Source organism: Dissulfurimicrobium hydrothermale (assembly GCF_022026155.1).
GTDB lineage: Bacteria > Desulfobacterota > Dissulfuribacteria > Dissulfuribacterales > Sh68 > Dissulfurimicrobium > Dissulfurimicrobium hydrothermale.
The window spans coordinates 662993-683285 of sequence record NZ_CP085041.1; the positions used below are offsets into that span (position 1 = coordinate 662993).

General features: G+C 53.0%; 18 protein-coding genes and 1 tRNA gene. 11 read left to right on the top strand and 8 right to left on the bottom strand.

The genetic code is table 11. From position 1 onward, the window contains the following. Positions 1-2: 2 nt before the first annotated feature. Complete coding sequence (locus LGS26_RS03105; protein WP_237889201.1) at positions 3-395, bottom strand: roadblock/LC7 domain-containing protein; 393 nt, start codon at positions 393-395, stop codon at positions 3-5. A gap of 212 nt (positions 396-607) precedes the next feature. On the opposite strand from LGS26_RS03105, the gene LGS26_RS03110 reads away from it, so the two are divergent. The 6 genes from LGS26_RS03110 to LGS26_RS03135 are packed head-to-tail and all read left to right on the top strand — an operon-like array spanning position 608 to position 8268. After that, positions 608-1462 (top strand): HDOD domain-containing protein, encoded by an 855-nt coding sequence (locus LGS26_RS03110; protein WP_237889202.1) that lies wholly within the window; start codon positions 608-610, stop codon positions 1460-1462. A 28-nt stretch (positions 1463-1490) separates the two neighbouring features. Then, complete coding sequence (locus LGS26_RS03115; RefSeq protein WP_237889203.1) at positions 1491-2588, top strand: response regulator; 1098 nt, start codon at positions 1491-1493, stop codon at positions 2586-2588. Between the two features lie 3 nt (positions 2589-2591). Then, the gene (locus LGS26_RS03120; protein ID WP_237889204.1) at positions 2592-3698 is read left to right on the top strand and encodes a chemotaxis protein CheB; all 1107 of its coding nucleotides are present in this window, start codon (positions 2592-2594) and stop codon (positions 3696-3698) included. Continuing rightward, on the top strand, positions 3688-5154 hold the full coding sequence (locus LGS26_RS03125) for a response regulator (RefSeq protein WP_237889833.1): 1467 nt from the start codon (positions 3688-3690) through the stop codon (positions 5152-5154). The genes LGS26_RS03120 and LGS26_RS03125 overlap by 11 nt, the downstream gene beginning before the upstream one ends. Beyond that, positions 5139-5519 (top strand): response regulator, encoded by a 381-nt coding sequence (locus tag LGS26_RS03130; protein WP_237889205.1) that lies wholly within the window; start codon positions 5139-5141, stop codon positions 5517-5519. The genes LGS26_RS03125 and LGS26_RS03130 overlap by 16 nt, the downstream gene beginning before the upstream one ends. Continuing rightward, positions 5506-8268, top strand: a complete 2763-nt coding sequence (locus tag LGS26_RS03135) for a chemotaxis protein CheA (RefSeq protein WP_237889206.1) — start codon at positions 5506-5508, stop codon at positions 8266-8268. Before LGS26_RS03130 ends, LGS26_RS03135 begins: the two co-directional genes overlap by 14 nt. A gap of 19 nt (positions 8269-8287) precedes the next feature. Here LGS26_RS03135 and rlmN read toward each other — a convergent pair whose 3' ends face one another. The 6 genes from rlmN to LGS26_RS03165 all read right to left on the bottom strand — a co-directional run bounded on the left by rlmN (position 8288) and on the right by LGS26_RS03165 (position 14533). Then, positions 8288-9349, bottom strand: a complete 1062-nt coding sequence (rlmN, locus tag LGS26_RS03140; RefSeq protein WP_237889207.1) for a 23S rRNA (adenine(2503)-C(2))-methyltransferase RlmN — start codon at positions 9347-9349, stop codon at positions 8288-8290. A 12-nt stretch (positions 9350-9361) separates the two neighbouring features. Beyond that, positions 9362-11341, bottom strand: a complete 1980-nt coding sequence (locus tag LGS26_RS03145) for a bifunctional diguanylate cyclase/phosphodiesterase (protein WP_237889208.1) — start codon at positions 11339-11341, stop codon at positions 9362-9364. 78 nt (positions 11342-11419) lie between these two features. Next, positions 11420-11770 (bottom strand): protoglobin domain-containing protein, encoded by a 351-nt coding sequence (locus tag LGS26_RS03150; RefSeq protein ID WP_237889209.1) that lies wholly within the window; start codon positions 11768-11770, stop codon positions 11420-11422. A 161-nt stretch (positions 11771-11931) separates the two neighbouring features. Further along, positions 11932-12738: an ABC transporter ATP-binding protein gene (locus tag LGS26_RS03155; protein ID WP_237889210.1), complete on the bottom strand. Its 807-nt coding sequence runs from the start codon at positions 12736-12738 to the stop codon at positions 11932-11934. 5 nt (positions 12739-12743) lie between these two features. After that, complete coding sequence (locus LGS26_RS03160) at positions 12744-13529, bottom strand: ABC transporter permease (protein WP_237889211.1); 786 nt, start codon at positions 13527-13529, stop codon at positions 12744-12746. A gap of 176 nt (positions 13530-13705) precedes the next feature. Continuing rightward, entirely contained in the window at positions 13706-14533 is an 828-nt protein-coding gene (locus LGS26_RS03165; protein WP_237889834.1) for an ABC transporter substrate-binding protein, read from the bottom strand. On the opposite strand from LGS26_RS03165, the gene LGS26_RS03170 reads away from it, so the two are divergent. Next, the gene (locus LGS26_RS03170) at positions 14418-14711 is read left to right on the top strand and encodes a hypothetical protein (protein ID WP_237889975.1); all 294 of its coding nucleotides are present in this window, start codon (positions 14418-14420) and stop codon (positions 14709-14711) included. The genes LGS26_RS03165 and LGS26_RS03170 overlap by 116 nt on opposite strands. Positions 14712-14751: 40 nt before the next feature. On the opposite strand, the gene LGS26_RS03175 is transcribed toward LGS26_RS03170, so the two are convergent. After that, positions 14752-14827, bottom strand: a tRNA-Arg gene (locus tag LGS26_RS03175). A 323-nt stretch (positions 14828-15150) separates the two neighbouring features. Here LGS26_RS03175 and LGS26_RS03180 point away from each other — a divergent pair. Genes LGS26_RS03180 through cobS form a run of 4 tightly spaced genes read left to right on the top strand, consistent with a single transcriptional unit; the run spans position 15151 to position 20291 of the window. Further along, positions 15151-16569: an ATP-binding protein gene (locus LGS26_RS03180; protein WP_237889212.1), complete on the top strand. Its 1419-nt coding sequence runs from the start codon at positions 15151-15153 to the stop codon at positions 16567-16569. A 52-nt stretch (positions 16570-16621) separates the two neighbouring features. Further along, positions 16622-18880: an acetyl-CoA carboxylase carboxyl transferase subunit alpha/beta gene (locus LGS26_RS03185; protein WP_237889213.1), complete on the top strand. Its 2259-nt coding sequence runs from the start codon at positions 16622-16624 to the stop codon at positions 18878-18880. A gap of 11 nt (positions 18881-18891) precedes the next feature. After that, positions 18892-19539, top strand: coding sequence for a hypothetical protein (locus LGS26_RS03190; RefSeq protein ID WP_237889214.1), 648 nt, complete (start codon positions 18892-18894; stop codon positions 19537-19539). After that, entirely contained in the window at positions 19527-20291 is a 765-nt protein-coding gene (gene cobS, locus LGS26_RS03195; RefSeq protein ID WP_237889215.1) for an adenosylcobinamide-GDP ribazoletransferase, read from the top strand. The genes LGS26_RS03190 and cobS overlap by 13 nt, the downstream gene beginning before the upstream one ends. Positions 20292-20293: the final 2 nt, after the last annotated feature.

A 20293-nucleotide genomic window follows, 5' to 3' on the forward strand; every position in this document is an offset into this window, starting at 1 on the left:
GCTTAGGATTCAAAGAGGTCTTTTAAGGTCTTGATCAGCTCCGCAACCCTGAGCCTTACAAGCCCCAGCGAGATGTTGTCGCTGAAGATGCTGACCATGATGAGATCGTTGTTGACCCTGGCGAAGTGCAGACTGTCTTTTTTTCCTTTGTGGAACAACAGCGAGAAATCATCCTCCCCTATCAGCTTGGCGAGTTGTGAAGTGGCTGCGAAATTCGCAGCCGTAAGCGCGGCGAGCGACGTGATGTCTATATCGGGGTTGCCGCCGCAGCTGGCAACGATGTTGCCGGCCTGATCCAGCAGGAGGACCGTGTGAACGCCTGCCTTGATAAGGGAATCGTTTATTTTGTTGCGTGCGAATTCCAGGGCGGAGGTGGTAACAATGAGGTCTGTCATATGAAAGATATTCCGTTTGCCGTTTTTATTTGGTATATCAAATTTTAGGTGATATATCTATAAAAAACTGAATTTATGGGCCTGTCTACAGATATTTTAAATCTAGTTATGTTTTATCGGAACGGTTTTTGAAAAAGATTAAATCTGAGTCCCTTTAAAACTTTAAGCCCAAGAGGAAAGAGACCGATAAAGATAAAAGGAGAGAAGAGACTATGCAGGTCTCGCTGATTCAGCGGCTTGACAAGCTGGAAGACCTTCCAGCTGTTCCAAATACACTTTTGAAGGTTTTGGATACCCTGAATGACCCCGATGTCTCTATAAATACACTGGAAAAGATACTCGAAAATGACCCGATGCTTACCGCAAGGCTATTGCGCACGGCCAATTCCCCATATTACGGATTTGCGGAAAAAATAAGCAGTATTTCGAGGGCTATTTTTGTCCTTGGTTTGAATGAGGTCAGGGATCTTATAATAGGGCTTTCTATCTCGGGGATATTTTCGGGCGATTTGGGTTTTGAGGAGTTTACTTCCAAGGATATATGGCTCCATTGTATCGCAGTTGCAAGGGCATCCAGATATCTCAGCGGCCGCGTGGACGGCGTTGACCCTGAGGAGATATTTACAGCGGGGCTTATACATGATATCGGCCGTTTCCTGTTCGGGATATATCTCAAACACGAGTTGCGAGATATCCTGGCCATGAAACGTTCGATGGCCATACCGCTTTCAAACGCGGAGGAACGCTACGGATTGACCCATATGGAGCTCGGCACATACCTTGCTCAGAGATGGGGATTGAGCGATATGCTTAAGGGCGTAATAAGATACCACCACAGCCCGCAGGGTGCAGGCCAGTATACAGTCCATGCATCAGTGGTGTTTCTTGCGGATCAGATATGCCAAAAGCTTAAAATAGGCTGGAATCTAGATGACGATGAGGACAAAAAGATATTATCGCCAAAGGCGTTGGGGCTTGATGTGGATTTTATAAAAGGTGTTGCGCAGAGACTTAAAGATGAGAGAGGGGATATGGAGTCCCAATGGGGCGCTATAATCTCAAGTTAATATGATAATTGAAAAAGGGGGAAGACCTGTGTCCGATAATGCTCGCATCAGGGCGCTTGTAGTGGATGATACGGTGTTTATGCGCCGTGCCCTTGTCGATATACTGTCGCAGGATGAAGAGATAGAGGTCGTCGGCGTGGCCAAGCACGGCAGGGAGGCCTTGGAGGCAATAGAGGTCTTGAGACCCGATGTAGTGACGCTTGACGTAGATATGCCTGTCATGGATGGGCTTACGGCCATCAAACACATCATGATCAAGATGCCGACGCCTGTCGTCATGGTAAGCGGTCTAGCGGGCCATGGGCGCGTCACCTTTGATGCGTTGCGTCTTGGGGCGGTGGATTTTTTTCCAAAACCGTCGGGCACGATCTCTCTTGACATACACAGTCGCGCCGATGAGCTCAGTCGTGTGGTTGTCAGGGCGGCAAGGATGAATCCCATGGCCATCAAGCGGGTGCGTTTCCAGACGATGAAGGCTGCCAAGACAGCCGTCGTAAGGGATGTGAATCCTCCGCTCGGCCTGGCAATAGTTGTCGCTGGTAGAGGCTTTTTAGGTCCCTTCATGAGACTGCTGGTCAATTTAAGACGCAGTCTCCCGATATCGATTATATGTATTCAAGACGTCTCTTGTGAGGTCATCGAATCCTATTCAAAGGAGCTGGATTCGATTGTACGGTGGGATGTCAGGCTTGCGAAAGGTGGTCTTTGTTTGAAAACGGGTTCCTGTTTGGTGGCCTCGAAAGATAGCCCCCCTTGGATTGAGGCCGACGATTCAGGGGGGTTCAAGATTGCCAACGGACCCCCAGGCAATGCGCAGCAGCTCTTTGAACAGGCCGTGGCCTTGACGGCCGGGTGTTGTTTGGCTGTGGTTATGGGTGAGCCAGAGCACCCTGTCGGTGATGGCCCTGAAAAGATAAAGGCCGGGGGAGGAGAGGTGATCTTTTTCAATCCCAACCTTACAGAGGGTCGTTTAGGTGATGCCATGGCAAGGGCAGGTCGAGAGGTGATTTCAGATGAACGTGAACTATTGGCAAGGATAGACGCCTTTGGACGTAGGCTGCTCTTTGGATCCATTTGCAAGAGTCGGGCGATCTCCGATCAAGATGATCTTTTAATAAGGGATTGAGCTATGCAAGAACTTCAGACAGGTCTCCTGACCAGGGAGGGCGTCAAAAAGACGAAGGTCCTGGTGGTCGACGACTCGCCGCTTATGTGCAAGGTTCTGGCCGACATACTTTCCGAAGACCCTGCGCTTCAGATAGTTGGCCAGGCGTTGAGCGGCGGGGAGGCAATAGAGATCCTTTCAAAGACACCGTGCGACGTATGTACGCTTGATGTGCACATGCCGGGAATGAGTGGGTTGAGCGTCCTCAAGCACATCATGATCCGCTCCCCTACGCCCACCTTGATGGTCAGTGCCTTTACCTCGGAGGGCGCCAAGGTGACCTTCGAGGCCCTGCGATATGGGGCGGTTGATTTTTTTCAAAAGCCTTCGCGGGAAAACGGCGCGGATATTGAGGCGCAGAAGGCGGTGCTTCAGGAGAGGGTCAAGAGGGCCGCGAGGGTGCAGCTTAAGGCTGCCAGGTATTTGAGGCTCAGACAGGCGGCCACCCTTGCCTGGGCAGGCGATCGGGCTACAGCCCGGGCGTCCGGGTCACCGCATGGGCTGATCGCGCTCATCGCATCGACAGGCGGTTATGCCTCGCTTTTGTCGCTTTTGCCTTTAATAAAGGGCATATCCGCTCCGGTCGTCGTATTCATGAGGGCGCATCCGAGCTATTTAAAGGCATTTGTCAATTACATCGGGGCTTATGTGTCCTTTGAGGCCAGACTTGCAGGAGACGGTGAGCCTTTGCAGAACGGCAAGGCCTATTTCATAAACAGCGATGACGCGGCCTCCATCGATCATGAAGGCGGGGATATGTTGCTTCACATAACGCCTAGATGTGGCCTTTCTGAAAGAGAAACGGGGGTTGATCTATTCCTCTATTCGGCGAGCGAACATTTCGGAGACAATATGATGGCGGTATTCCTGTCCGGAGATGGTGTTGGCGGTTTGAATGGGGCGAAGGAGTTGCTCAGGCTTGGGGGGAGGGTATTGGTTCAAGATCCTGATACATGTCTTGCCCCTGAGACGCCAGCTCTCATAGCAAAGGAGACGGGCGCGGATGTCTGTCTGGTCAATGAGCTTGCTGGTAGGATAGGGGGTTGGGGGCGTGGAAGAGATGACGGTTGACGCCTGCAAGGGGATCGGCGGCGATCGAGGTGGCACGTACAAAAATGGGCTTGCCGATGGACGTTGGGCCCATATAGAAGACATCGATCTCGCGGCGCTGGTTCAGTTCGCCTGCATGGAGGGCGGTGAGAGACTGCTGATCGTCCGCTGCGGTGACGCTGACGGAGAGATATTCTTTTCCGGCGGCGAGATGGTGCATGCTTTATATAAAGACACCAGGGGGGAAGATGCCTTCTTCGATCTGATACGCAGTGAGCCCGACTCATTTTTGTTGAAGAGGGCGTCAGCCCCTGAAAGGAGCATACATGCGCCTTGGAATTTTTTGCTCCTTGAGGCATTGAGACGTAAAGATGAGGCGGGTCGGACATCGTCTTTTCAGATGGCGGGTGCCCTGCCGGTGGTTTTTGTAATAAGCCGCTCAACGGCTGTTTGCACAAAGATCGAAGGGATTTTGCGCGAAGATTGCGGTGTCAAGGTCATCGTCAAGGCCGGAGACTGGGTGGAGGCCAAAAAGAGGCTCTCCGTATCCAGACCTGACCTGGTAGTCATCGACATGGAGACCTCCGAACCCAACAAAGAGCTGGCTGTTAAGCATTTCATGATGAAGTCCGCGGCGCCTGCGTTGCTCTTCGGTAGCGTCAATCATGCCAACTGCCCCAAGGTCATGGATTTCTTGAGGCTCGGTGTTATGGATATAATTGCGGTGCCTAACGGAGATGGAGAGTGGGCGCAGGTCTCAAAGAGGTTCAAAGGGATCGTTTCGTCTTTAAAAGGCCTTAGACTGGCGAATATACGCAGGATAAAACAGCAGCTGGCGTTGGGTCACAAAAAGGTCAGACCAGGACCTCCTGCAGACAGGTTGCTTGTGGTTATCGGCGGCATGGGTGGGTTGATCGAACTTCAAAAGGTCATATCAGTATTGCCCGCTGGCGAATCGCTCTCAATGGCAGCATTTCAAGATATGGCTGTAGGGTGCGCATCAGTGTTTGCAGGCGCCATGGACCAGATCGCGGCTGTAACTGTTTCTTGCCTTCAGACAGAAGGGCCGCTTCTCAGCTCTCTATGCTGGGTGACGGATTGGAATGTACCTTGGGAGGTCGTAAGGGGCGACGGCGCGCTTATCAGACATCCTGGATATTGGATCGGGACCGAGGCCGACGGCGTCAGGTTTGATTCGGCCAGATTTATAAGCACCGCCTCGCAGGTCTTTGGTCCGAATCTGGCGATCCTGCTGTTGAGTGGCGCTGACGTCAACATAAAGCAGGGTCTGGATGAGGCGGTCTCGAGAGGTTGTCATATATGGCTCCAGATCCCTGATACCGCCGTTTATCCTGCACCCCTTGACGAGATCCGGTCCTGGGAGTTTGAAGAGGCCTGCATACCCATTGAAGTGGAGCAGATGGGAAGATTGATAAAAAGATGGTGCAGGGGAGAGGCTTTGTGGCAAGACTTTTAGTAGTTGACGATTCAAGTTTTATGAGAAGACACCTTGTAAGATTCCTTACCGAAGCGGGCCACAAGGTGGTCGGCCAGGGAGAGGATGGGAGGCAGGGTTTCGATCTGTATAAGAAATTGAGACCTGATTTCGTGATAATGGATGTTACGATGAGAGGAACGGATGGGATAACCGGCGCCAGGATGATACGCGACTATGATCCTGGGGCAAGGCTCGTGTTCATCAGTATGATATCAGACCCTGATGTTATAGCCGAGGCAAAGAGGCTTGGAGCTATAGATTTTATAGGCAAAGACGCCTATGATCGCATATTGGCCGCTGTCAGCGGTGATTTTAAAGGGAGGGAGACCAATGGCCCAGCTTGACCAGGATATGTGGCAGGATTTTGTCATGGAGGCCGAGGAGCACATCCATGAAATAGAGCCCAATCTGCTTTTGCTCGAGCAGCATCCGGAGGATATGTCCCTGATAGCTGATTGCTTTAGGGGGGTGCACAGCATAAAAGGTGCAGCGGGTTACATGGGGCTGAAGCGCATCCACGATCTTTCCCATGCCCTCGAAGACCTCTTTGATCAGCTTAAAAACGGGCGGGTAAAGTGCGACACCGACTTCATAAACGTCGCCTTCGAGGCGGTGGATTGCTTGAAGAGGCTTGTGAAGGAGGTGGCTGAAAACCATGCCGAAACGTCAGAGATAGATGATGTATTGGAAAAGATAAAGGCCATCGGCGGTATTGAAGACAAAGATGCGGCAGGCGGTGCGGTATCAGGACGCGAGGCCGGCCTTGGGCTTGAGGGAGCCGGTCCCGACAATGTAGGCCTTGCAGGAGATGTTGGCGGAGATGGCGATCTTGAAGACGAGGAACTCATGGGCATATACGCTGATGAGATGAAGGCTATATGGTCAAGGCTCGATGCCTTGATGAAGGGGGAGGATGTGGATACGAGGGCCGTTCTCTCCATCTTGGAAGACATGGCCAGGGTCACCAATTATGTCGGGATAGATTCCATAACCGACGCCATACGCGACTCTTCCAATGGAATCGCTTCGAGCGGGCAGGGTGGGCGTATTACGGTCGATGACCTGAAGGCCATCATTTCCAGACTTTCCATGGTTATTGAAGGGGTTATAGGCCCTATTGCGCAGAAGGCGGAGGTCCCGACCGGCAGCAGGCTAGAAGAGGGTGAGGAAGACAAGGAGCTTTACCGAATATTCGTCGATTTTGTAAAGGAGGTATCATCGCCTCTTGCACTTGTACCTGAAAGGCCGGACCAGGAGTGGATATCGGCATGCCAGGGCGCCATAGAAAAGATCATTGCGTCCGCTAATTATATGGATTATCCGGAGGTGGTGGCGCTGATGGAGGAGTGGTCGGAGAGGTTGACCGAGGGGCTTACCGATCACGGGAGCGACAAAGGGTTTGATCCCGAGAGACTGAGGGATATGTGGCAGAGACTCCTTAAGCTGATGCCTGAGCTCCAAGATCTCCCAACAGTGGTAGGTGAAGGGCTTGGGGCAGGCCCTGCCGAGATGGCTGAAATAAACGCACTCGATAACGCCATCGATTCCTTTTTTGATGAGGTTGAGGCCGGACCTCTCTCTGACATAGGTGCTGAATCGGGTGATGATACGGAAGGCGATGTTGCACGCGGCATAGACCGAATTGCCGCCCAGGGTGGTGAAGGGCGGCAGGATATGCTGCCTGCCGGGTACGATACAGGCCTTGGAAGGTCACCTGCAACCGCAGCAAGGCAAGGTACACCTGTTCTTCAAACCGAAACAGAGACCGTTTTGAGGCCTGAAAAGATCTCCCAGACCGTCAGAATTGACCTTGAACGTGTCGACGGATTGCTCGGCAACGTGAGCGAACTCGTGATCCTACGGTCGGTCTTCGAACAGATTACGGCCAGTCTCAAGGGGGTCTGTGCGGACTGGACGAGCCGGCGTGTTGCAGGCGTCAAGGAGTTGAAGGTCTTGAAAGACCTGGCGGCCCGTCTCGGCGAAAACGCATCCGCCCTCTCGAGGGCTGTCCAGCGGGTGCAGGAAGATATGATGAAGATCAGGATGCTCCCCATAGGGCATCTTTTTGAGCGTTATCCAAGGGTTGTCAGGGATCTCGCCCAAAAGCTCAACAAAAAGGTCGAGCTTCACATATTAGGTGGCGATACCGCCCTTGACAAGCGCCTCATAGAACAGATGGCCGACCCACTTTTGCATATCATAAGGAATGCGGTTGACCACGGCATAGAGACGCCTGACGAGCGCACGATAAGGCTCGGAAAGCCGCCCCAGGGTCGTTTGGTGCTTTCCGCAAGCCAGGACGGCAACTTTGTTGTGATAAAGGTGGCTGATGACGGCCGAGGTCTTGACCGAGAGGCGCTCATCCGAAGGGCGGTATCTCTTGGGCTTATGGGTCGCGAGACGGCACAGACCTTGCCTGACGAGCGCGTCTGGGAGCTCATATTCCTGCCGGGTGTAACTACAGCGACCGAGGTCACAGAGACATCGGGCAGGGGGGTCGGGATGGATGTGGTCAAGAAGAACGTCGAGAAACTGGGCGGAACCATTGAGGTCTCTTCTGCACCTGATCGTGGCACTGAGATAACGATACGCGTACCCCTCACACTTGCCATCATTCAGGCCCTGCTCGTAAAGGTCGGGCGCCAGGTCATGGCCGTTCCGCTTTCCGCTGTTAGCGAGATAGTGCGTATAACATCTGACGATATAAGTCCTATAGAGGGCTATGAGGTCATGTCCTTGAGGCAGGAGACCGTACCGATCATAAGGCTGTCAAGGATATTCCGTGGGACCGGGGCCGATGATAACCCCAAGAGGCTCTTCGTGGTCGTGGTACATCATGGGGAATTCGAGGCCGGTCTGGGGGTGGATTCCCTTTTGGGGCAACAGGACGTGGTCATAAAACCCCTTGCTGATTTTCTGACCGACGAACCGGGTTTTTCCGGCGCCACCATCCTCGGGGACGGTTCAATAGGTCTGATCCTTGACATCCCTGCGGTGTTGAATAGGGCGAAGGGTTTTATCCAGCGCAGACAGAGGGCCATGGATCTCTCGGCCTTGGGCCTTGGCGGACCAGTGACTAATACGATCCACTGAGGCGCCTGGGTCGGTCCATTCAGGCCGTGTTCGTGTTTATACAACGGCCCCTTGTGTGCAGCAATGGCATTGTATTCAATTGACCGCATGCCGCGGCTATGTCCTGGCCCTTGCTCTTTCTTATGATGGCCGTGTAGCCCGCGTCCGTCAGCACCTTCTGAAAGGCCAGGACGTCTTCTTCTGAAGGGGCCTTGAATGAAAGCCCAGGACTTTCGTTAAAGGGTATGAGGTTTATCTTGGCAGGGATCCCCCGAAGCAGCCTTGCAAGCCCCCTGGCCTGCTCCATGCGGTCGTTTATCCCTTGGAGGAGCAGGTATTCAAAGGTGATCCTGCGTCTGGGTTTTATTGGGTATGATTTGCAGGCGTTGATGAGCGCCGAGATCGGGTATCTGCGGTTTATGGGCATGATTTCCTGCCTGATTTCGTCATCCGGGGCGTGAAGCGATATGGCCAGACCCACATCCAGGTCCTGGCCGAGCCTCAACATCTCTGGCGCAAGCCCGGATGTGGAGACAGTGATGCGCCTTCCGGAATAGTTAAGCCCCAGCTCATCGGTAAGGATTTGAACGGTCCTGGTCAGGTTTTCATAGTTGGCAAGCGGCTCGCCCATACCCATGAATACAAGGTTCCTGGGCCGCTCCTCCAGTCCGAGGCGCTCCATGACCGCGATCACCTGCCCTGCTATCTCCGATGCCTCAAGATTGCGCAAAAAACCCATTCTGGCCGTATAGCAGAAGCTGCAACCCATTGCGCAGCCTACCTGGGTTGAGAGGCAGAGGGTCAGGTGATCTTTTTCCGGAATGACCACGCACTCGATCATGAGGCCGTCATCGAGACCAAGGCCGAGCTTGATCGTTCCGTCCACAGACTTTTGCTCTGTAGCCACCTTGAGGCGCGCAATACGGCCCTTTTGGGCAAAGACGTTTCTGAGGCCTGAAGGCAGGTCTGTTATCTCATGAAATCCGGAGAGGCCCGGCCTCCAGAGCCACTTAAAGACCTGTCTGCCCCGATAGGCAGGAAGGCCCATGTTCCCAGCCAGGTCCTCGAGTTCTTTTCTCGTGAGACTTCTATAGTCGATCATATGAAAAAGACCTTATCTCCTGGGCCAGAAATACGTCTCGGGCCTGTAGTCCTCGATCCACTTGATACATTCGCCCTTGGGCATGGGCCTGGCGAAATAAAAGCCCTGAACCTCATTCACCCCAAGCCCTGCGAGAAACACGAGCTGCTCTCTGGTCTCAACGCCCTCTGCAACGGTCTTTTTGCCAAGGCCCTGGGCAAGAAGGAGGATGGTCTTTACTATCTCCACATCGTCCCTCTCATCGGGAAGGCCCTTTACAAAGGAGTAGTCGATCTTGAGCGTCGAGGCCGGAAGGTCCTTCAGGTACTGGAGGGACGAATAGCCCGTTCCGAAGTCGTCTATGGAGATACCCAGCCCGGCCTCATGTATGCGCGCCAGCTTTTCAATGGTCTCCCTGGTGTTTTTCATGAGAAGGCCCTCGGTGACCTCGATCTGGAGCCTCTTCGGGTCCACGCCCGAGGCCTTGACCGTCTCGATGAGCTCCTGTATAAAGCCGGGCTGCTCGAACTGTTTCTCGAACTGTTTGAAGGAGACATTGAACGATATGACCATGCGGGAGTCTTTGCAGACCGGGCTTTCTTTTATGTGCCTGATGGCCTCTTCCATGACCCACTTGCCCACCTCCACTATGAGCCCGGACTCCTCCAGAAATGGAATGAACTCGCCTGGCGGGATCAGGCCCTTTTCTGGGTGCTGCCAGCGGATCAGGGCCTCGAAGCCAGCGATCTCTCTGGTCAGGAGGTCTATCTTGGGCTGAAAGAAGAGCACGAATTCCCGGTTTTTCAAGGCCTCCTTGAGTTCCCTTTCCAGCTCGACCTTTTTGAGGTTTTTTTCAAATAGTTCGTGGGAATAGAAGCATATCTGATCTTCCCCCTGTTTTTTGGCCTCTGAAAGGGCCATCTTGGCCCGCTCGATGAGCTGACTGGCCTGAAGGCCGTCCTCGGGGAATACGGCCAGGCCCATGGAGGCGCTGACCGAGATCTCGTCACCGTCCAGCCTTATGGGGTGCAGTGAAATGAGCCGTCTCAGCTCTTCAATGACCGTCAGGGGGTTTTTGTTGCAGATGTCCAGTGCCAGGCCGAACTCGTCGGCGCCGAATCTTGCCGCATCGCCGGAGTCCCCTGCAAAGACCTTGAGCCTGTTTGCGATCTCCTTGAGGACCAGGTCGCCCTTGGGCACGCCCAGGGCGTGATTTATTACCCCGAAGCGGTCTATGTCCAAAATCAAGACCAGACAGTGATCCTTTTCCGAATTCAGAATCTGCAGATGGGAGGCAAGATAGGCGGTGAAGCGGTTGTGATTTCCGAGGCCCGTGAGCCCATCCCAGAAGAGGAGTCTCTCCACCTCTTCTTCCTTCTCCATGTGATCTATGGCATAGGCGATGTCCCCTGCCACCTCTTCAAGCAGGGCGACCTCTTTGTCCGTAAAGGAGGCATACCTTGTGGAGTAGATGTTCAGGGTCCCCTTGGCCTCGCCTGCTATCACGATGGGCAGGGCGGATGCGGAGCGCAGGCCGAACCTTTGGGCCATTTCTTTCCAGGGCAGAAAGCGCGGGTCCTCGCCAATGGCCTGAACGACTATGACCTTCTTTTCCCTGGCAGCGGTCCCTGTAGGTCCCTGGCCCTCTGGAAGGCTGGGGTCGATGGAGACCTTGATGCCCTTGAGATAGTCCGTAAGGCCGTGGGCCGCCCTGGGCAGGATGAGGCCGGTCTGCGGGTCCACCATGCCGATCCAGGCCAGGGCGAAACCGCCTGTCTCTACGATGATCCGGGTGGCGTTGTCAAGGAGTTTGTTCAGGTCAGTGGCCCTTACGATGAGATCGTTTATCTCGTGGATGACCTGAAAGGCCCTGTTCACCCTCTCGATGGTCTTCTTTGCCTCACCAAGCCTTTTTTCTCGGACAGCGAAGTAGCTGTAACTTTCGAGGATCATGTCCAGGAGAACGGCCTTTGAAACGGCCTTAAGGGTAGACAGTACCAAGGATGGTTCCATGTTTTCCGCCACATAGTCCATGATCAGATCAAGGTACTTTCCGTATGCACCTGAATAGAGGCAGTAATCAATACCTACCTAATCGTGCCGTATGCCTACCTTGAGCCGGCTTAAAAAGAAATCGAGGTCGTAGTTGCCTGCCAAAAGCTCTAAAAAGTGTCTATTCTGAGTCAGTTTAAGCTGCTTCAGCCTATCATGACTCGTCAAAAACCTGTTGCTCTTCTCAAATCCCTGCAGGTGGGCGTAGAAGTGGTCCCAGAGATAGGCCGTGTCTTGACCCTTTGCCGCCTCGCTGAGCCTCTTTATGAGCCCTATGTCTTCATGGGTCAAAGAGAGGTAGCGGAGCCTTTCTTTGATATCCTGTTCATCAATACCCAGGTGTTGGGCCAGCTCCCTCGCCTGTTCGTCCAGGTCATTTTGGTCTTTCACGGCATTTCTCCAGCGGTTTGAATGCTTAAATATATTATGGGAATCTCTAAAAATCCATGTTTTGTCATTCCTGCGCAAGCAGGAATCCAGCAAAAACAACAAGATAGATTCCCGCTTTCGCGGGAATGACGGATTATTAAAAGTACCCTTATATCATAATATCATAGTGCGGCGTGGATACCCATCAGGAAGTATATCTCCCTTCTCAGGGCCGCAAGCTCACCCTTTGTAAAGTCCCTCGGGTGGGGGTGGTCCAGGGTGATGTCGGCCTTGATCCTCGTGGGCCGCTCGCTGAAGACCACGATCTTGTCGCCGAGCTGTATGGCCTCGTCTATGTCGTGGGTGATGAACAGGATCGTGGTGTCAAACATCATGTGGACGTTCAGCATCTCTTCCCGCATCTGAAGCCTTGTCAGAAAATCCAGTGCGCCAAAGGGTTCGTCCATGAAGAGGATGTCGGGGTTTGTGATAAGGGCGCGGGCCACCTCCGCCCGCCTCTTCATACCCCCTGAGAGTTCATGCGGATAGTGATTCTCAAAGCCCTGAAGCCCGACGAGCTCGACATATTCCATGACCATCTGCTTCCTGGCCTCGGGGTCGTCGATCTGCCTTGCGCCCAGGGCCACATTCTCCCTGACAGTCATCCACGGAAAGAGCCCATCCTCCTGGAAGACAAAGATGTGCCTTGGGCTTGGGCCGTTTACAGGCTCATTGTCAATAAGCACCTGGCCTCTGCTAGGCGTATCGAAACCGCCCATTATCCTTAAAAGCGTGGATTTTCCGCAACCAGAGGGGCCTATAAAGCAGGTAAATGAGCGCTGAGGGATGGAGATGTTTATGTCATGGAGGACGGTCGAACCCTCTGGCAACCGGCATCCATCCCCGTCTGCCTCAGGGGTTTTGCCCATGTAGGACTTGAAAAGCCCGTTGATTTCTATTTTGTTTGGTTTGTCTGTTTTATCTGGCATCTTTTTTATTTACGCATCTGTTTCCATCTGACAGACGGGAGGTTTTCAAGGCCCCTTATCATATAATCGAGCCCAAGGCCTATAATCCCGATCACTACCATGCCCCCCATGACCTGGTCCATTCTAAGCGAATTTCTGGCGTCTATTATCAAATAGCCAAGGCCGGATTTCACCGCGATCATCTCTGCTGCGACTATGACAAGCCATGCGGTCCCAAGGGTGATCCTGAGACCTGTTACTATTTCAGGGAGGGCGGCAGGCAGGATGACCTTTGTGTAGAGCCTGTAGCCCTTGAGCCCGAAGTTCTGGGCTATCCTCAAGTAGGTGACCTTGATCCCCGCGACGCTTCCCATCACGCTTACCAGCATGGGAAAGAAGACGGCAAGAAATATCAGGAATATGGCCGGTCTGTCCCCGATGCCGAGCCAGAGGATGGCAAGCGGTATCCATGCAAGGGGCGAGATCGGACGCAGGAATTGTATGATCGGGTTGAAGATAGCCCGCCCAAGCGGCCAGAGACCCAGAAACAGGCCTATGGGGATGGCCGTGGCCACTGCAAGAAAATATCCCCATGTCACGCGGAACAGGCTCGCTATTATGTAATGAAAGAGCACGCCGGATACCGAAAGCTCCCAAAGCGCCGCCGCCACCTGAGAGGGCGGTGGAAGCATGTTGGGAGAGATAGCGAATTCCCGCACCGTCCACTCCCACAGGGCGATCAGGACTGCAATCGTGAGGATGGGTAAGACCCTGTCCGGTTGCGTCCACCTCCTTATGGCGTCTTTCATCATTATTCAGGCTCCTGCATTACTAAAGGTCCTCGCGCGACCGGGCTTGATATGCCGACAAAGAGGCCACGGATGGCCTCCGCCTGGCCTGTGGACAGGGATGTCCACTGCCAGGAAAAGGGATGTCACGCCCCGCCATGCCATGGACCATGAGCCGGTGGTCATGCGAAGGTCTTCCATCATCTGGAATACCATGACGTATCTATGAGGGACCTGGCGTCAGGCGCGTGTTTTAACAGGCCCCATTTAACCATCTGGCTCCCCATCTTGGCAAATTCATCCACCCTTGGGATCAAATCCCTGTATGATACACGGTCAGGCGGGTCTGTAAGGACGAATTCTATCAGGGGTTCAGGTAGATTATAGGCCTTTGCAGCTATCTCTGCGGCCTTGATGCGGTTTTTTTCAATCCAGAGCCCTTCCCTGTAGAACTCCCTTATAAGATTTACGACCTCGTCATGTCTTTTTTTAAGTACATCGCTCCTTACGACCAGGACGCTCGATATAAAGCCAGGCTGCACGTCCTTCATGTAATAGAGCACCCGGGCCGTGCCTGCCATTTCAGCCTTTGCGGCATAGGGCTCTCCTACAATATAGGCGTCGATCGCACCTGAGGCCAGGGCCGATGGCATGTCAGGCGGAGGCATTTCAACCACGTTTATTTCTTTTATGGGTACATGTGCACGGTCGCAAAGCGACAGAAGGGTCAGGTAGTGCGGGCTGAACCGGATCGGGATTGCAACCGTCTTGCCCCTGAGCCCGGCTACGCCTGATATGTGCAGGGATTTTTTTACTACTAAGGTGGATCCGTTTCTGTGGCCGAGGAGAACGACCTTGATGGGCAGACCCTTTTCATAAAGGGCAATGGCTATGGGCGCAAGGATAAAGGTAATGTCCAATTCCCCGCTCTCCAAGGATTCAATCAGATCGGGCCAGGAGGTGAACTTTATCGGGGTAAAGGCCATTGGCGTGGATTTCAGGTGCTTGGCGGCTACAGGACAGATGATGTTGTCGGTGATGGGCAGGAAGCCGACCCTTAAGGTGGATTCAGATACCTCTTTTTTGTTGAGCCAGAGATGGAGGCCTGAGATCAAAAATACCCATGTCAGACAGGCTATAAAAATGAGTAGCCATGGCTTAGGGCTTAATGAGGAGTTCAAGACCTTTTTTATACGATTCACATAAAATAATATCGGAATATTCGGCCTTATCTTTAAAGGTGAAGTGGTGCCCCCGGCAGGGATCGAACCTGCGGCACCAGGATTAGGAATCCTGTGCTCTATCCACTGAGCTACGAGGGCAAGTCATTTTTTGTAGTTGTTGTGTCGCTCGCGCCAAGGCCACATTTTTTTAACTTGTTTTTGAAAACTTGTCACCCCCCTTTTTTTGAGGGCATCACAACACAAAAGGTTGCCAGCCGCCGTGTTGCGCTGCATCCTTCGTCACTGCGGCGTACAGGAGGTACGCCTCATTCCTCAGGATTTGTGCGCCTTGCATGACGATTTTTGCTTAGCCATCTCATAAATGACTTTTAGAGATCATCCTTTTTAAGACGTCGGCAAGTCTGTAAATTGACTCTAATCTTTAAATCTAGTATAACCGTTCGGAAAATAAAAGGGGAACCATGTGTAAGGAACGGGTACTGATAGCAAACCGCGGAGAGATAGCCATCCGCATTATGGATGCTTGCAAAGATCTAGGCCTTGACTATTGCGTGGTCTATGCCCCGGAGGATGAAGCCTCGCTTCATGTCAGCCTTGCCAAGTGCGATGATAAAGACGGCGTAAAAAGGGCTTATTGTATCGCGAGCTACAAAGACCCTAATGAGATATTCGCTGTTGCCGATCAGGTGGGCTGCACGGCCATCCATCCCGGATACGGTTTCTTTGCCGAGAATTTCCGTTTCGCCAGGAGGGCTGAGATGCGCTCGAGGCCCCTTGTCTTTATCGGGCCGAGATGGGAGGTCATAAGGGACCTCGGCAGCAAGATCAATACCAAACGTCTGGCGAAGTCTTTGGGCATCCCTGTGATCCCTGGCTCAGACGGCCCTATTTACAATGAGATCGATGCCGAGGCCTTGGCCGAGGACCTCTTTTTCATACAGAAGGAGCAGGGCGTTCAACATCCATCCATCCTTGTCAAGGCATCGGCCGGCGGGGGTGGCATGGGTATAGAAGAAGTGACGCATCTCGACGCCTTTAGACGTGTCTATCGCAGGATACAGAATTATGCCAAGAGACAGTTCGGCGACGATGGCGTATTGATAGAACAGAACCTTAGAGACTATCAGCATATTGAGGTGCAGCTTCTGTGCAGCCGTCATGGCGAGGTGGTACATTTCGGTACGAGGAATTGCACGATCCAGAGCTCGGGCAGGCAAAAGCGTGTGGAGGTCGCGCCCGGGTTTGATCCGGACAGCTTTGAATATCCGTTTGATGCAAGGGCGGTTCTGGATCGCATGGTCGCATATTCGGTGCGCCTTGCGAGACACGTGGGTTACGATAGTGTCGGGACATGGGAGTGGGTGGTGACCAGGGATGGTTCTCCGTATCTCCTGGAGGTCAATACCCGCATTCAGGTGGAAAACGGGATATCGGCCCGCATATCCAGGATCAAAGGTAGAGACGGCTATCCCGATCTTATCAAGGAACAGATAAGGGTGGCTATGGGCGAGAAGCTCGGCTATCGGCAGGAAGACATATTTTTAGAAGGGACGAGCATAGAGCTGAGGATAGTTGCTGAGGACGCAAGGCGGGGATTTAGGCCATGGTGCGGGGTCATCAAGCGCTTTGATTTTCCTGATGTGCCGTGGGCCAAGGTCTATACACACGTTCCAAGGGACAGGGCTTACAGTATTCCAACTGAGTACGATCCGAACCTTGCCCTGGCTGTAATTTGGGGTGAAAGTACGGAGGAGGCCAAGACAAGGGCCATGGAGTTTTTGAAAGGCGTTGTAATAGAAGGATCCGACGCCCAGGGCGGGGCTGCTGTCACTAATCTTGATTATCTGGCCGAGCGCATAGATAATGTGCTCAAGTTTTGATGCCGGCCTGCGCCTGCGGCCTCATATCTAAATGCACGCGGATATAAAATATATGAAAGACAGTAGCAAACTGTTGAGTCAGCTTGCCGAACGCATCGCATACCTCATCGACGTCAAGGGCGGCCTTGCATGGAAAGACCTCGGCGCGCTGTTGGACGATGTCCAGTCATTGCGCAGGGATATTTATGAGCTTGATGAGGCATCGATCTTCGCCGAGATAGATAAAATCAGGGACAGGGTCTCTTCCCTTGAGCGCGAGGCTGCGGAATCACTTTCTCCTGCTGAGATCGTCAATATTGTCAGGAGCTCCCAGCGCTTCACCCTTTCTGACATACTTGAAAACGTATACGATTCGTTCACCGAGCTCGGCGGAGATGGTGAATGCAACGTCGATCCCGCCGTTGTGGTTGCAAGGGCCACGATCTCGCGTCGTATGAAAAACAAGACTTACAGTCATCAGGTTATGGTCATAGGGCATGAAAAAGGCAGGGGCGAGGAGTACAGAAATGGCGGATGCGCACGTCCATGGGGAAATGCCAAGGCATTGAGATATATGAAAGTAGCCGAGACTGAGGGCATACCTATCCATTTTTTCATCTTTACACCAGGCTCTTTTCCGATAGAGGATTATCCGGGCGCAGCCCAGCAGATAGCCAGAAACATCTATGCCATGGCTAGACTGAAGACGCCGATGGTCTCTTTTATCTCGGAAGGCGGGTCGGGCGGGGCAGAGGCCATTGGTCTTTCAGATATACGCCTTATGGGTTCAAGAGGCTATTATTCAGTCATCTCCCCTGAAGGGGCTGCGGCCATTGAGGGAAAGATAAGAGAGGGTGAGAAGCTTCCAAAGGAACTTGTGGAACACTGCGCTGCGCAACTCAAGCTTACGGCCCAAGACAACCTGCGCCTTGGCACCATAGACCGAATTGTTGAAGAGCCGCCGCTTGGGGCAAGGAGGGATGACTATGTATTCTTTCGAAGGCTCCGATACGAACTTATAAGGGCGACGGACGAAGTCGTCCTCAAGACCAAGAGCTTTCGGGCCTTTAGGGCCTATGCATTGAATATACGGAATGCCGAGAAGGAAGGGGTGCCGGAGGACTTCGATCTGGTCATCAATTGGGACCTTACGGAGCCCGAGATAGAGCGGCTTCTAGAGTTGAGATCCAAAAAATACCGCGAGATGGCCAAGGGATTTTACGGTGAGGAGGCCACATCGTCGATCCTCGGCTTAGGTAAGGCCAAGGACCTGGCCAGTCAGAGTTATTATGAGATAAGATATGGGCTCCTAAGGTCTCATCAGAGGAATGTGATGAAGGTCATCGAAGAGGTCTCGAGCGAGGGGTCTGTGCTCCTTAATAAGGTGACACGTCCGGTAAGGGCGGCTTATGAATTCGTCTTCCCGCGTCCCGAGCGTGCGTCTAAGGGCGGGCGGGGCGGCATGCAGGAGCATGTATCGATCTTTGCCGAGGAATGGGAGGCATATGTAAGTCCGCTTGCAAATGAAGACCGCACAGTATCCTGTCCCAATGCCTCGAAGTACGGCTGTCTCGACCTCTGGGTCCCTGATCTTTACGGGGAATTTTGCGGGGTATGTCCTACTTGCGGACATCATTTCCCTCTGGAGTACCGTTGGTACCTTGAGCACCTCTTCGACAAGGGTTCTGTAGAGGAGTTCAATACAAATATCGTTTCGATCAATCCCCTTGGATTTGAAGGTTTTCAGAGTCGGCTTGAGAAAGATATAAAAAGGACAGGGCGGCGCTCCAGCATGATCACCTTTGACGCCAAGATCCAAAACATCAAACTGGTGGTGGCCATGTTGTTTGGTGACTTCAGAAACGGTACGGTGGGTGCGGCCGAGGGGGAGAAGTTCGTAAGGGCCTGTGACAGGGCAAGGATAACCAGGCGCCCTTTCCTCTCCTACATACATACGACCGGCGGCATCAGGATACACGAAGGGACGTTGGGTGTCATACAGATGCCCAAGTGCACCATGGCGGTGCGGGAATATATAGACAGCGGCGGCCTTTATATCGTGGTGTACGACAATAATTCTTATGCAGGGCCTGTCGCGAGCTTTCTCGGGTGTTCGCCGTATCAGTTCGCAATACGCTCCACCAGGATCGGCTTTGCAGGTCCCAGGGTGATAAGGGAGACTACGGGCGAGGATGTGCCGCCTGACTACCACAGCGCCAAAAATGCCTTGAAAAGGGGGCACATACAGGGCATTTGGGACAGGCGGGAGTTCCGTAAAAACCTTTACGAGGCCCTAATGACAATGGGCGGGCCCAATCTCTATTACAAATAAAAAATAAGGCCATGGCGGACATAAACCTAAACGATCTGTTGCGGAGTTATCGCTCGCATCCCTTTGAGGAGCGGGAACTTGTGACGCCCCATACCGGCATCATTTCTTTCCAGATAAAGGAAGGGCAGGAGGTAAGGGGTCCTGGTGGCAAATGGCTGCACAAGCCAGGGACCCTCCTTTATATCCTTGAGCGGGAGCGCAACGTAAAGAAGATTACGGCACCCTGCGGCGGAGAGATCATAAAGATCAGGCATGAACTCGAGGGCGGCTTTGTCGAGGCAGGTGTGAGGGTGCTGTCCATTCGTCATAAGCTTACCAAGGAAGAGATAGTCGATCGGATATTGAAAGAGGTGCTCATTATCTTTCGGGCGCCTGAGAATGCAAGATATTTCCTTGCAACAGACATTGCATCGAAGCTCGAGAAACAACCCAGGGCCGCCTTGGTTGTCAAGCCCGGGGACGAGATCATAATCATGTCGCTCATGAAACGTGATACGATCATAACCTATGACGGCATAGGCGGTGTAATATACAAGACCTATTTTGAACCGGGGAGCCTTGTCGAACAGGGTGCGCCTTTGCTGGGCGTATGCCCGCCCGAAAAGCTTCCGTATGTCCAGAAGGTGATTCACAGGATCAATACGGAGTGGGAGGATTAGGGATTAAGGCCCTACTGATCGCCATCCAGTTTTTGACCATTATTCCTGTTGCCCCGCGACTTGTAGTGAAAGATGCGGAGTTGACGGCATCCCTTTCCTATTTTCCTTTGGTAGGTCTCATGTTGGGCTGCATCGTTCTTGGCATTGATTCATCCCTGCGCGGCATCTGCACCGTGCAGTCTCTGGGCGTCATAGATGCTGCTGCACTTGCATTTCTTACGAGAGGTCTTCATCTCGACGGCCTTTCCGATACGTTTGATGCGCTCGGGAGCGGTAAGCCGGCTGAAGAGGCGCTTGTCATAATGAAGGATAGCCGCATAGGTGCGTTTGGGGCCGTTTCTCTAATGTTTGTGCTGCTTTTAAAGGCGTCGGCCCTTTCGACCGCGTCGCAAAAGGGTCTCTGGCAGGTCTTCTTGCTTGCACCATGTCTTTCCAGGTGGGGCTTAAATGTCCTTGCAGCATCTTCGACGTATGCAAGGCCATCGGGTGGTCTCGGTGCGGCATTCGTCGGGGGAAAGACCAGGCGGACCCTATTTTTTTCAGGATTGACTGCCTTTTCGGCCGCATGGTTTTTGTCCGGCATGGCAGGGCTTCTTATATCCCTAGGGGCGGTTGTTTGTGGTCTTGCAGCCTCCTTTTATTTCAAAAGGAGGTTTGGTGGCATCACAGGGGACATGCTTGGCGCATTTCTAGAGCTTACAGAGGCCGTGTTTATGGTTGCAGGCGGCGTCTATGCACCTAGGGGGGCATAAAA